Raw genomic sequence first — 13,398 nt, forward strand, 5'->3', positions numbered from 1 at the left:
TCTCGCTTTTTTATTTGTCGACATATCCAACGGAATGTTTGATACCCGTTGTCAGGATTGTGAATCAAGCTCTTTGGGTTCAACCTTGCCGACTTCTTCGAACTTGAATATCGGCAGGCGCCAGCCAAACTGCACGGCAGCAACGCGTACCATAAAGCCGACAACCAGAGTCGCAATCGTCGTTATTGTTTCCGGTACGGCAAAATACATCATCGCGTAATACATTCCGCCAGCCATGAATGCGACAGATGCATACAGCTCTTTATGCAGCACCATGGGGGTACGGCGACAGATTAAATCCCGCAGCAACCCACCGAAGACGCCAGTTACCACGGCGGCCACGATACAGATAAGCGGCGACAGGCCCATATCCATGGCTACCCGGCAGCCGATGATACTAAATACAATCAACCCCAGAGAATCGAGCAGAATAAATACTTTGTGAAATCGGACAACCTGCGGGGCCACCATGGTTGTAAACAACCCTGCCAGGCAAGTAATCGTAAGGTATTGGGGATTTGCCACCCAGCCGAGCGGGTAGTGGCCAAGTAATATATCGCGTACTGTACCGCCGCCGATTGCAGTCGCACTGGCAACCAGCATGACCCCGAACCAGTCCATATGACGCTTGCCAGCAGCCAGTGCGCCGGTCATTGCCTCGGCAGTTATTCCGATGATGTATAGTGTTGTTAAAAGCATGAGAAAAATTGATGAAATACTAAGAATACTAAGAAAGATGCGATTCTATGAAGCAATTTTTGTGACGTCGAATGAAATTTCTTTCTCTATGGATTAATTGAATTCATGCCAAATACCCAAACTACCTCAAGATGCTCGTTTCAGCGAGAATTACTTGGCTTGTAGGCTAGGCACCGATTAGAAAATCTAGTAGCTCTAAATTAATAATCGGTAACAACGCATAGAAGCCCCTATCTATTTAAAAGAACTGGAACTCGCCCTTTGGGAGTGAGCCAGCGAGTCCATTTCTGTGTCAAATAGCGTTGAAAGGGGCTACCATTCCTACCGTTATTTTCCTTGAACTGAACACGCTGGTCTCACTCTGAATTCAGCATATTAAGGTAGCTTGGGTATTTAACTAATAAAAAAGAGAGTGCATATCAATACACTCTCTTTATGGACGTCGCTAAAATCTAGTTTCAGCTTGTCATTAAAACTTGTAGTTTGCCTGTACGCCAACTAGCCATACGTTGCCAGAGGTTTCACCTTTGAAGCTTAGGCCTGGAATGTCTTCGATTTCTTCTTCCATTTTCGCATCTTTAGCGAAGATGTAAGTGAAGCCGGCATCAAAGCTTAGATTTTTAGACCAGCTATAACCAGCGCCAATGCTTAGCCATAGACGATCAGTTTCTGGAATAGTCTGGGTTCGGTATTCTTCATCTACAGAAGACGTATCGTATGCGACACCAGAACGAAGAGCCAGTTTGTTGTTTAGCTGGTAAGTTGTACCTACGGCAAAGCGGTAGTTGTCTTTCCAGTTTTCCACTTTAATCGTGTCAGGGCTGTCTGGATGGCCAGGAATGACTGCGACCAACTTTTCAAAGCTGCTCCAGTCTGTCCAGTTGAAACTTGCATGCATCGCAAACTTGTCAGTTAGCTGATGGAAGCTGGCAATTTCAGCTGTTGCTGGCAGGGTTAATTCCATGCTACCAGGGAGTTTGGTACCTTTTTGGATCCCACTTATACCAGTGTATGACAGACCGGAAGCATCACCTTCAAGGTTGAAATCTACTTCTGAGCGATAGTTAACGCCAACACGGTGGTTCTGGTTGATTTGCCAAGCCGCACCTAGCTGCCAGCCCCATGCGGTATCATCACCTTCCATGTACTTAAGGTCTTTGCCTTTAAGTTGTGATGCGAGCTGCGCTAATTGTGGGCTAGACTGCAGAAGTGCTTCTGCACCTGCAGGCAAAGAGCTTGGCAGAGAGGCACCGAAATGACCTTCACCCATCACATAGCGAACACCACCACCAACACTGAATTGCTCATTAATCTTGTAAGCAAGGTTCGGGTTGATTTCTACTGATTTAACCATTGCTTGGTTGCCAAACAGAGTACCGTAGAAGTTACCGTTTAGCTCTGTTTCCATTCCGTAGTTGGTTGCGATGGCTAAGCCGACAGCCCACTGGTCATTGACTTGATGAGAAAGGTAAAAGTTAGGGATAACCGCAGAGTGAGCGACATCACTCGCTTTAGTTTGAACATTTAGTGGACCATATTCAACACTGCCATCGACATCAATATTTGGATCAACGTAGATTGCCCCAACAGAGATTTGAGTGCCTGCCAGGTAGGTCATCATCGCCGGGTTGCGGAACTGAGCACTGGCATTGTCAGCCATTGCTGCTTCACCAGCAAACGCGCGGCCAAGGCCTGTTGCCGAGTATTCTGCCAGCTGGAAGCCAGCTGCCATTGCATTGGCACTCATGCCTAGAGTTACTGCTGCTGCCAAAGAAAGCGTAATTTTGTTTTTATTCATCAGTCTAAATGTTCGCTGAAATGTAATGGTGCGAATCATACGCTTTAGAGTAAAAGCTTTAAGTTATTCTTTGTCCCGAAGAATCATTAAGTTGTTTGTTCTGATTTATAATGGTTTGATGGTTTAACATCTGGTAAAAAATGCTCACTCCGCTCTGGTCGGATGAGATTTCAGCGTACACTTGTATATGAAATAAAGAGTTTCAGCGACGCACTGTTCACTCAAATTAGCGATGAAAAGGTATTAATACTAATAAAAGCTATTGGTAACAGTGATTTAGGATGGAAATAGAAAAGGGAGCTAAAGGCTCCCTTTTACAAATTCAAGCAAAATAGTTCGCTGAATTAGAACGAACGGCTGTATTGGATACCGTATAGCAGTGCGTTTGCATGAGTAGTTGCTGAAATACTTGAGATATCAACACCAGGGATTGGACTTGCTGTGTTTTCGTTAACACTCACATCTTCACCTACAAGGTAAGTAAGGCCAAAGTCGATATTAGACTTCGAATCGATGTGATAAGTGAAACCAGCCGAGAACCATTGACGGTCTGAATCTGGAACAGAAATTGAAGTGATCTCATCCTGAGCACTGGTGTCGTACATGTAACCGGTGCGTAGTGTCCAGTCGTTGTTTAAGTAGTAAGTACCACCCAGAGCATAGTGCCAGCCATCTTGCCACTCATAGGTGTTTAGTACTTTACTGCCAGTTGTTTCTAGTTTGTCGAATGCGCTCCAACCAATCCACTGCACACTATAGTGAACAGCAAATTTGTCGTTAAGCTTATGGAAACCAGAGAATTCAGCCATATCTGGCAGAGGCATCTTCAGTTTCTCGTTACCGATATCACCACCACCTGGCTGGTAATACATATCACCTTCAGCTTCTAATTCTGGGCTGTAGCGGTATGACAGGCCGAAGCGGTTATTGTCATTCAGCTCATAAACCGTACCGATATTCCAACCAAGTGCAACACCGTCAGCGTCTACATCAAGAAGTGGACCTGATACATTCGTTGCTGATTCTAGCGTGCCTTCAATGAACTGGTTTGTGCGCTGTAATTTACCTGAACCGTAGATCACATCCAGACCACCACCAACACTCCACTGTTGGTTGATGCGGTAAGAGGCGCTCAGCGCAAAGTTGATGCTTTTTACATCGGTCATGCCACCGTATTCGTTGGCACGATAGTCACTGCTAAATTCAGTTTTGGTACCGAAGTTAGAATAAATACCAGCACCTACAGCCCACTTGTCGTTGATTGGGTGGATATAGTAGATGTTTGGTACGTATGAGACATCACCAACAGACTGATCATCCAAATCTCCAGACAGAGCTGGGTTTAGAGATGTATATTTTGCGTTTTTAACATCAATATCAGTATCAATGGCGTTAATACCCAGTGAGATAGCTGGCGCATCAAACAGCGACATTGCCGCAGCGTTACGAGCCATTGCCGATGCGTTATCTGCGATAACCGCATCACCTGCGAAAGCACGGCCAAGGCCGGTTGCAGATTGTGCGTTTAGCTGAAAGCCAGCAGCAAGTGCTTGCTGCGATGCCATGGTGATTGCTACCGCAACCACAGATTTTGTAAACAGACGCTTCTTATTCATATTTATTGTTATTCCTAATCATATACTGCATATATCTGCTATTTTTGCAGATTGCGCACGATTGTAGGTGGGTAGCCTGACGTATCAAATCAGACCAGTTGTTAACTTATTGGTTGTTATCGCAAAGTTAATAACTGGAGAAGGATTCTAGCGAATTTTTGTCGTAGAAAGGGATGGTTAATTGCAAAATATGCAACCAAGGTAACAAATAAAATTGCTTTATTTTTCAGGGGAATAAATGCGGTCATTTCCATTATTTCAGGGAATGACCGCAAATTTAGGGCAAGTAGGTTATATTTCCCAGTTAAGCTCAGCGCCAAGGCTTTCGGCGACAGGGGCAACGTTTTGTCCTTTTTCGCCAACTACAATCAAGCTCGCATTCTGAACAGGCATCACTACACCGTTCAAGTTACTGTCACTGAACGATGACATTTTGGGCTGTTGTTCAGGCACGACGAAAACAGTCACTTTGCCGTTTTCGGTTGCCATAACCATATGGAGCGCATTTGTATCACCAAAACCACAATGGTTTACATAGTAAACATGGCCGGGCAAGCTGGTCAGCTCAGAGCCAAAAGGCGTTAATTTGGCATTGACCTGCTGTAGCGTGACTGACTCGTCGATGCCCTCGATAAATGGTGCTTCAGTGTAGACATGCTCCAAAGCGACCTGTGCGATTTCACTGTTGGCACCAGTTGGTACAATTTGAGTGTTAAACTGGCCGACAAACAAACCGAAGACAAAAGCGATAGAGGCAGCTATAGCAAGATGGAATCGCGTTCTTCCTCGATCCTTCTCCGGCTGTCCAGATTGGTGAAACAAGATTCGATCAGCCAGATCATCGGGCACATCGACTTTTAATATACTTTCAAGCTTGGCATCGAGCTGTGATAGTTCATCCGATAACTTTCGGTTCGTTATCGATGAGTTTTTTGCTTCGATCATTTCCTGACTGTTATCGTTAGGATCTGCCAGGATACGACGACGGAATTCAAGATCGTCCATTTTGTTGGCCCCTCCGCTCGGATTGCTTTTCAATTTGCTCTTTTAATTGATTTCTGGCGCGGAACAAGCGTGTCATTACAGTATTGCGGTTCAGGTCGAGGATTTCGGCAATTTCATCACCGCTAAACCCAGCCATAACCTGCAACACCAATGGTTCTCGGTATTCTGGTGCCAGCTTCATGATCTGCTTGTGCAGGATCTGCTGCTCGACATCCATCTCGGAGCCCTGATGCTTGGTATCTGCGATGGCGTAGTCGTCAATATCAACCAAGTCCAGCTGCTTACGCTCAAAACGCCGTGCGTTTTCCCTGCGAAGGATAGTAATCAGCCAGGATTTGGCGGCTTTGTCATCATGTAGGCTGTCGAGAGAGCGCCACGCACGTAGACAGGTTTCCTGCACCAGATCCTCGGCGATATGAGGGTCGTGGCATAACCAGTAGGCGTAGCGATATAAGTCCCGATGCCAGGCCCGGACAAGGGCTTCGTACCGTCTTTGCTTATTCATGTCTACAGAGACCGAGGCATCCGTCTTTTTCTTACGAAAAAATTGCTTAATCATAAATTTGCCCATCAAAAAGAAACCGCTGGGTCGTTATTCAGTTCGTTTTATTCAGCGATTGCATGATTCATCGGATTATCAGCACTAAAATTGATCTGGTTCAAATTGTGTCCCCGTGAGGAAGCTATAGTAGTTCACGTCATCTGATGGTAAGCATTGAATTCGGTTCTGTGGAACAGGTCTGTTTTTTCTGGTTACTATCTGTTGAGCAAGATGACAACTTCCTTTTGAAGGCTGACTTTACTTTCTCCTATCAGGCCCTGCCTGATTTGCAATTGGCTTTATGTTAATTGACTTATACCTTGCATGGATTTTTATCCGTGTAAATTATAACCATACCATATCGGTATGGTTTTTTTTTGCCTTTTTTCTCATAGTAAGCAACAAGTTGCTCTTATTTTTCTAAGATAGAAAGTACATATCTCCGTCGTAATTTCCTACTTGTGTCTCGCTTCTTGCAAATACTTAAAACAATTGTTTGAAATAAGTAACAAGTTGATTACAATTGATGTGGTCAGACCTCTACCGTGCACATTGAGTGCCCTGCAAATCATAATAAGGAGTAGCGATGACACGTCTCCAGAATCTCACCACCCATCAAGGTGAGCGCATCGCCGTTGTAAGTGGATTACGTACCCCGTTTGCCCGTCAGGCCACGGCCTTTAATGGTGTTCCTGCCTTGGATATGGGGAAAATGGTGGTCAATGAAATGCTGCAGCAGATTGATTTTGACCCCCAACTGATTGATCAGGTGGTATTTGGACAAGTTGTCCAGATGCCTGAAGCACCGAATATCGCCCGCGAAATTGTTCTTGGTACCAGCATGAATATCGGCACTGACGCCTATAGTGTTACCCGGGCCTGTGCGACGAGTTTCCAGGCAGCGGCGAACGTGGCCGAAAGCATTATCTCGGGCACTATCGATATCGGTATTGCCGGTGGAGCCGATTCTTCCTCGGTATTGCCGATCGGTGTGTCGAAGAAAATGGCGGCAACCTTGCTGGCACTGAGCAAGGCCAAAACCATGAGTAAGCGTTTAAAACTGCTTAGCAAGCTCAGCATGAAGGACCTGATGCCGGTACCACCGGCGGTGGCCGAATATTCAACCGGCCTGAGCATGGGCCAAACCGCCGAGCAGATGGCAAAAACGCATGGCATTACCCGTGAGGAGCAGGATGCATTGGCACATCGCTCCCATACTCTGGCAGCGCAGGCTTGGAAAGACGGCCTGATCCAGGACGAAGTGATCACTGCTTTCCCGGAACCTTACCGTCAGTGGATTGATAAAGACAACAACATTCGTGAAGACTCGTCGCTGGAGTCTTATGCCAAGCTGCGTTCGGCCTTTGACCGTAAATTCGGCTCGGTTACCGCAGCCAACGCGACACCTCTGACAGACGGCGCGGCAGCCATCCTGTTGATGCGGGAAGGCAGGGCCAAAGAGCTCGGCCTCAAACCATTGGGTTATATTCGCTCCTATGCCTTCTCGGCGATTGGGGTAGAGAAAGATATGTTGATGGGGCCGTCCTATGCGACACCGATGGCTCTCGACCGCGCCGGTGTCAGTCTGTCTGATCTTACTCTGATTGATATGCACGAAGCTTTCGCCGCGCAGACGCTGGCCAATGTGAAGATGTTTGGTTCGAAGAAGTTTGCCGAGGAGAAGCTGGGGCGCAGCCAGGCAATTGGCGAAATTGATATGGACAAGTTCAATGTGTTGGGAGGATCCATTGCTTATGGCCACCCGTTTGCCGCTACAGGGGCACGAATGATCACCCAGACACTGCGTGAACTGCAGCGTCGAGGAGGTGGTTTGGCATTGAATACCGCTTGCGCAGCTGGTGGCTTAGGCGCTGCAATGATCCTGGAGGCAGAATAATGACCCAACAAGAATCCGCATTTTCTTTATCTTACGGTGATAACGGCGTTGCTTGGCTGAAAATCGATGTGCCGGAAGAAAAAATGAATACGCTGCAGTCAGCGTTTGTCGAGCAGGTATCTGATGTACTGGCAGAATTAAAGGCCAAACAAAATATTAAAGGGCTGGTTGTTCATTCGGGCAAGCCGGATAACTTCATTGCAGGTGCCGATATTCGTATGCTGGCGGCCTGCACCACAGCCGAAGAAGCTCAACAATTAGCCGCAAAAGGCCAGGAGCTGTTTGCCGAGCTCGAAGCACTGCCATTCCATGTTGTGGCGGCAATCCATGGTCCATGCCTGGGCGGTGGTATGGAGTTGGCACTGGCCTGTCACAGCCGAGTCTGCTCCGATGATGACAAGACTCGTCTTGGGCTGCCTGAAGTCCAGTTGGGTTTGCTGCCGGGCTCGGGTGGTACCCAGCGATTACCACGCCTTATCGGTGTTGCCAATGCCCTGGATATGATCCTGACCGGCAAGCAGTTGCGAGCCAAGAAAGCGAAGAAGCTAGGGGTAGTCGACGAGGCGGTTCCGCACAGTATCTTGCTTGATATTGCCGAAAAGCAGGCGCTGAAAGCCAAACCTAAGCGTAAACACTCGTTCCAGGATTGGGCAATGGGCGGTAATGCCCTGGGGCGCTCACTGGTGTTCGATCAGGCAGCGAAGAAAACTCATGAAAAAACCCGTGGCAACTATCCGGCAGCCGACGCCATTCTGGAAGTCATCAAATTTGGTTTGCAGTTTGGCATGGAAAAAGGCCTGAAGCAGGAGGCCAAGCGCTTTGGCGAGCTGGTAATGAGTTCGGAATCTGCCGCGCTGCGCAGCATTTTCTTTGCCACCACTGCAATGAAAAAAGAAACCGGCTCTGATGCCAAACCTGGCGAGATCAAGCGGGTTGGCGTACTGGGAGGCGGTTTGATGGGCGGTGGTATCAGCCATGTGACCGCAACCAAGGCTAAATACCCGGTCCGGATCAAAGATATCGCCAATGACGGCATTTTAAACGCTATGGCTTACAACTATAAGCTGCTGGATAAAAAGCGTAAGCGTCGGATCATCAGCAAAGCCGATCTGCAAAAGCAGATGATGAGCATTGCCGGGGGCACTGACTATACCGGTTTTGGCAATGTGGATGTGGTGGTTGAAGCGGTATTTGAGGATCTGAAACTCAAGCATCAGATGGTGAAAGAAATTGAGGAAAATGCCAAGGTGGAGACCATTTTCGCCACCAATACGTCCTCGCTGCCGATCCACCAGATAGCTGAAGCTGCCGAGCGTCCGGAAAATGTCGTCGGTCTTCACTACTTCAGCCCGGTGGAAAAAATGCCGCTGGTAGAGGTGATCCCTCATGCTGGCACTTCTCCGGAAACAGTGGCCACAGTTGTTGCTTTGGCGAAGAAGCAGGGTAAAACGCCGATCGTTGTCGGCGACAAAGCTGGTTTTTACGTCAACCGTATTCTTGCGCCTTACATGAATGAGGCGGCATCGGTACTGCTAAGCGGCGAGCCTATCGAGCATCTTGATGCGGCATTGCTGGACTTCGGTTTCCCGGTCGGGCCAATTACCTTGTTGGATGAGGTGGGTGTCGATATCGGAGCTAAGATCATGCCGATTATGGTCGAGGAGCTGGGCGAGCGCTTCCGCGGGCCGGATGTGTTTGATGTGCTGCTTAACGACGGCCGTAAAGGGCGCAAGAGCGGCAAAGGCTTCTATCTGTACAATAGCAAGAAAAAGTCTGTCGATAAGACGGTCTACAAACTGCTGAATATCAAACCGGAGAAGAAGGCGGAAGGGGCGGCTCTGGCCATGCGCTGTAGCCTGATGATGCTGAATGAAGCGGCTCGCTGTCTGGATGAAGGGGTTATTCAGTCGGCGCGTGACGGTGATATCGGTGCTATCTTCGGCATCGGCTTCCCGCCATTCCTTGGTGGTCCGTTCCGCTACATGGATCTGTTGGGGATCAAGCGAGTGGTCGAATTGCTCAATGAGCATGCCGATAAGTACGGCGAGCGCTTCAAGCCATGTGACAAGCTGATTGCGATGGCAAATGAAGACCTGAGCTTCTATCAAGCCTGATAAGCGTAACTATTAAAAATGGCCTGCAAATGCAGGCCATTTTTTTACGTTTGAGTACTGCTATCTGAGATGTTAGCGCGCTTTTTTCTGAAACTCATCGATGGATTCGATGGGCAGGCCGATGCTGAGCGGCTCAAGGTTGCTATGGGCATGGCCCTGGCAGTGCATGACCAGACGGTTTGAAGTGCGTGGCTTGATGATTTCGACAATGAAGCGAATCATATCGGCGCGGCTGAGCTCCTGCAGTTCCTGCACCACTTTCTGGCGTTGGTTAAACTCAGCATCCTTGTTGCCGATGCTGACCCAGAATCGCTGTGCCCGGGCACGCAGGTTCGTATCCGGCTCGGATATTTGCGCGATCAGCCCTTGCTTGCTGGCCTGCCATTGCGCCTCGGTCAGTTCCAGCAATACCAGAGCAAAGGCATTGGTGAACTCGTCAATGGCCTCGGACAGCTGGGCAGGCGCGGCTACTGGCGACTGGATATATAAAATCAGCCCCGGGTGCCGGTTCAGGGGCAGGTTGGCGGTGCCGACCATGTAACCCAGTTGTTGACGGGTACGTAGCTCATGGAAGAAAGTCGTCGACATCAGATGGTTTGCCAGGGTGTAGACGGCAATCTTCCTGGGGGTCGTTTTCCTTGATTGGTAGTACATCAGGATCGCCGAGTCGGCATGGTTGCAGTTGACTTCGTGACGCAGGGTGCCGACTTTGCCCAGACGAACCAGTGGCCTTTGTGACTCGCCATAGAGCTGGTCGGTAACCCGGAAGGCGTCCTTAAGAAGCTCGGCCAGTGCCAGTGCATCTTCTTTTAGCCAGTTGCCATAGATAAAGGTGTCGATGTGCAGTTCGGCAAACATCGCCTCGACAAACTCCGGAAGCTCGTCGACCTCGATGGTCTCCAGCTCTTCGATGAGTACCGGGTAAGGTGGGTTATTGGGCTGCAAAATACCGGTCAGCTCGTTGAAAAGCTGAGATATCGGTTTGTCCTCGGCAGCATTGCGCCAGTTACGGAGCATTTGCGCCTTGATGTTCTGGAATCTTTCCGGGCTGAAGGTTCTTCCCTCGAAGCGCTCCAGCAACAGTTTCATCAAGAGTGGCTGTTTCTCGCTAAAGCCTGACAGCTGCAGGGTAACGCCACCCTGGTGGGCATAGAGGTTATAGGACATACCGGCTATTTCTGCCGGGTAGGCTGACTCGTTGATGGCTTCCAACAACATCTCGACACAGAGGCGAGTTTTGACAATGTTGCGCGGGGTATCGACGGCATGCGGGCTATCGATGGCCACATAGACCACGCCCTTGGGTACTTTGAACTCATGCTCCTGTTTGTACCACAGGCGGAATCCCGGCAGATCCTGGATCAGCTGAGGAGGAAGCTCGGCATCGGCGGTCAGCGGATGCGGATCGAGTTTTTCACAGATATACGGGTTGACCTCGGGCAGGCGGAGATCCGGTTCGGCCTCGACCTGCTGCCAGCGAGCAAGTTGCTCGTCAGTGAAGACAGAGACGGAGTAGGGAGTATGGTACCACTGGGCGACACGGTCATACTCCTGCCCCTGAGCAACAAGAACCAGACGCATGTTGTCCGGGCTGAGATAGGCAAGCAGCTCTCGTAACAGCGGCTCGTCATACTCAGTCATCATATAGTCACCGTAGATCACGTCTTCCGGCTCATAGTGAAACAGGTTCATGACCAGATAGCTGACGGTATCTAGCGGGCGGCTTTTTTCTTGATAACGGAACGCCTGCTCCAGCACGGCCTGCTTCTCTGTATAGCGCCACTCATTCAGTCCCTGTTGGCTGATGAGGTGGATATATTGAAAAACAGCAGTCACGATATCATCGATATTATCCAGTCCCTTCGGGGTCAGATTAAGGCTGATGGTGAATTCGCGAAAATTGCTGCCGTTGACCCCGCCACCTGCGGCGAGGGTATTGATCAGCCCCCGACTTTTCAGCATCGACATCAGGCTGCCGCAGCCTTCATTGCCTAGCAGGTGGGCAATATATGAAAGGGGCTTTTGGCGGTAATATTGCTCGACCGAAGGCATCGCAAATGACAGGGTCAGCTTTCTCACTTCCTTGATGGGCTCAATCTTGATGAACTTGGCTTTTTCGTTATCGGTAACCAAAGGTTCATTGATCGCCGGCTTGGCAATACCCGTATTAGGGATGTGGGCAAAGTAGGTGGTGGTAAAGCTTTCCAGCTCGTCCAATGATTGGGGACCGAGCAGTACCAGACTCATCAGATCGGCTGAGTAATGGCTTTGGTAGAAGGCAATCAGCTCATCGCGGACCGGTTTGCCGTCTCTGTCATCTAATGTTGTGAGATCGCCGACGGAAAATTTGGAAAAAGGGTGCGCCGGGTTAATGGTTTCTTTATGGACCTGGTAAAGGCGGCGTACATCGTCTTTGACTTTGAGTTTGTACTCGGAATCGACGGCCTGGCGTTCTTTATCAACGGCTTCTTCATTGAACAGGGGAGCGGTAAAAAACTGGCCGAAGCGATCAAGACCCTCGCTAAAAGCATGAGGACTAACTTCGAAGAAAAAGGTTGTATTTTCTGTGCCGGTCCAGGCATTGTTGCTGCCGCCGCTCTGGTTGATGAATGTCTGGAACTCGCCGACTTTGGGGTACTTCTCCGTGCCGAGAAACAGCATGTGCTCCAGGAAATGTGCCATGCCCTGTCGATCAACGGGATCATCGAAATGACCGACCTTGACCGATAATGCCGCAGCTGAACGTGGGGCGTCTGCGTCATGTACCAATAGAACCTTAAGCTTATTATCTAAAGTCAGGTAGCGGTACTGCTTAGGATCATTAGGACTGATATGCACGTGAAGAGCCTATTTTCTTAGGAAATTAAGCTAATTATGACGCTCAATATAGAGGGTGGCAAATTAACTTCGCCGTGATTCTTATTCGCATCAACCCTTATCGGGGCTGGGATGAGGCTAATTATGCATTGTGTCGAGAATTGCCGATTTTTTTGCTTAGGCGTTTCACCGGTCACGGAACGGTAACAGAATGTGCGGAATGGCTATTCAGCATAGGCAGGACTTGTTAGCATAGCGGCTGATTGAACGTACTCTCTGGTCTTTTTAACTCACCACAGGGCGGCGGACGTTTGCAGGTTTGGCAAGATAATCTGGCGTCAACGGTCCGGTTAGTTAATAGGACAGGTTTATTGGATAGGCTATATGCGAATTTATATCATGCGTCATGGTGAGGCGCAGAACTTCGCTCCCACTGATGCGGAGCGACCTCTGACAGCGCGTGGTGAGTCACACTCCGAACAAATGGCGATCCAGCTGACAGGTCAGCTAAGTGATGGGTTGGATATGGTTTGGGTGAGCCCTTACCTGCGTGCCCAGCAGACATGGCAGGCGATGGCCGGACATTTGCCGGAGCCTAAACGCCTGATGACTGTCGAAGAAATCACTCCTTACGGGCAAGCAGAGGAAGTGGCGGCTTATCTGAAGGCGGTTATTGCCGTTGAAAGGCCGGAAACTGTCCTGGTTGTCTCGCACCTGCCTTTGGTTGGTTACCTGACTGCAGAGTTGGCACCGGGTCTACAGCCTCCTATGTTCCGCACATCTGCGATTGCGGCTCTTGACTACCAGCCTGATGATGAAGAAGTCGAGTTTTTGGGGCAAGCCAACCCTGAAGGATGAACAACATTTAACCTTAAGCTTTGGGAATGGCTGCCGATACAAGTCTCGAGAGC

The 13,398-nt window shown here is 49.1% G+C and carries 9 protein-coding genes; 3 read left to right on the plus strand and 6 right to left on the minus strand.

All coding sequences use genetic code 11. The annotated features are described in order from the left end of the window. Positions 1-51: 51 nt before the first annotated feature. From MHN01_RS05585 to MHN01_RS05605, 5 genes are all read right to left on the minus strand, one after another. Entirely contained in the window at positions 52-699 is a 648-nt protein-coding gene (locus MHN01_RS05585) for a trimeric intracellular cation channel family protein (RefSeq protein WP_239410409.1), read from the minus strand. A 469-nt stretch (positions 700-1,168) separates the two neighbouring features. After that, positions 1,169-2,497 (minus strand): outer membrane protein transport protein, encoded by a 1,329-nt coding sequence (locus MHN01_RS05590; protein WP_239410410.1) that lies wholly within the window; start codon positions 2,495-2,497, stop codon positions 1,169-1,171. A 344-nt stretch (positions 2,498-2,841) separates the two neighbouring features. Then, complete coding sequence (locus tag MHN01_RS05595; protein ID WP_239410411.1) at positions 2,842-4,113, minus strand: outer membrane protein transport protein; 1,272 nt, start codon at positions 4,111-4,113, stop codon at positions 2,842-2,844. 291 nt (positions 4,114-4,404) lie between these two features. Next, the gene (locus MHN01_RS05600) at positions 4,405-5,118 is read right to left on the minus strand and encodes a DUF3379 domain-containing protein (protein ID WP_239410412.1); all 714 of its coding nucleotides are present in this window, start codon (positions 5,116-5,118) and stop codon (positions 4,405-4,407) included. Continuing rightward, positions 5,105-5,677: a sigma-70 family RNA polymerase sigma factor gene (locus tag MHN01_RS05605; protein ID WP_075761854.1), complete on the minus strand. Its 573-nt coding sequence runs from the start codon at positions 5,675-5,677 to the stop codon at positions 5,105-5,107. Before MHN01_RS05605 ends, MHN01_RS05600 begins: the two co-directional genes overlap by 14 nt. 568 nt (positions 5,678-6,245) lie before the next feature. Between MHN01_RS05605 and fadI the strand changes: the two genes are divergently transcribed. Together fadI and fadJ are read left to right on the plus strand one after the other, a co-directional pair. Beyond that, positions 6,246-7,556: an acetyl-CoA C-acyltransferase FadI gene (gene fadI / locus MHN01_RS05610; protein WP_239410413.1), complete on the plus strand. Its 1,311-nt coding sequence runs from the start codon at positions 6,246-6,248 to the stop codon at positions 7,554-7,556. Then, entirely contained in the window at positions 7,556-9,670 is a 2,115-nt protein-coding gene (gene fadJ, locus MHN01_RS05615) for a fatty acid oxidation complex subunit alpha FadJ (RefSeq protein WP_239410414.1), read from the plus strand. Before fadI ends, fadJ begins: the two co-directional genes overlap by 1 nt. Positions 9,671-9,742: 72 nt before the next feature. Here fadJ and MHN01_RS05620 read toward each other — a convergent pair whose 3' ends face one another. Then, positions 9,743-12,508, minus strand: a complete 2,766-nt coding sequence (locus tag MHN01_RS05620; RefSeq protein WP_239410415.1) for an insulinase family protein — start codon at positions 12,506-12,508, stop codon at positions 9,743-9,745. A gap of 363 nt (positions 12,509-12,871) precedes the next feature. Between MHN01_RS05620 and sixA the strand changes: the two genes are divergently transcribed. Next, a complete protein-coding gene (sixA, locus tag MHN01_RS05625; RefSeq protein ID WP_239410416.1) occupies positions 12,872-13,345 on the plus strand; it encodes a phosphohistidine phosphatase SixA in 474 nt (157 codons plus the stop codon). Positions 13,346-13,398: the final 53 nt, after the last annotated feature.

Origin of the sequence: Photobacterium sp. OFAV2-7 (genome assembly GCF_022347985.1) — a bacterium.
Classification (GTDB): Bacteria; Pseudomonadota; Gammaproteobacteria; order Enterobacterales; family Vibrionaceae; genus Photobacterium.

What these genes read in the sequence shown, in the direction of transcription:
- MHN01_RS05585 (WP_239410409.1), bottom strand. Translation starts at nt 699, where the DNA reads ATGCTTTTAACAACACTATACATCATCGGAATAACTGCCGAGGCAATG.
- MHN01_RS05590 (WP_239410410.1), bottom strand. Translation starts at nt 2,497, where the DNA reads ATGAATAAAAACAAAATTACGCTTTCTTTGGCAGCAGCAGTAACTCTA.
- MHN01_RS05595 (WP_239410411.1), bottom strand. Translation starts at nt 4,113, where the DNA reads ATGAATAAGAAGCGTCTGTTTACAAAATCTGTGGTTGCGGTAGCAATC.
- MHN01_RS05600 (WP_239410412.1), bottom strand. Translation starts at nt 5,118, where the DNA reads ATGGACGATCTTGAATTCCGTCGTCGTATCCTGGCAGATCCTAACGAT.
- MHN01_RS05605 (WP_075761854.1), bottom strand. Translation starts at nt 5,677, where the DNA reads ATGATTAAGCAATTTTTTCGTAAGAAAAAGACGGATGCCTCGGTCTCT.
- fadI (WP_239410413.1), top strand. Translation starts at nt 6,246, where the DNA reads ATGACACGTCTCCAGAATCTCACCACCCATCAAGGTGAGCGCATCGCC.
- fadJ (WP_239410414.1), top strand. Translation starts at nt 7,556, where the DNA reads ATGACCCAACAAGAATCCGCATTTTCTTTATCTTACGGTGATAACGGC.
- sixA (WP_239410416.1), top strand. Translation starts at nt 12,872, where the DNA reads ATGCGAATTTATATCATGCGTCATGGTGAGGCGCAGAACTTCGCTCCC.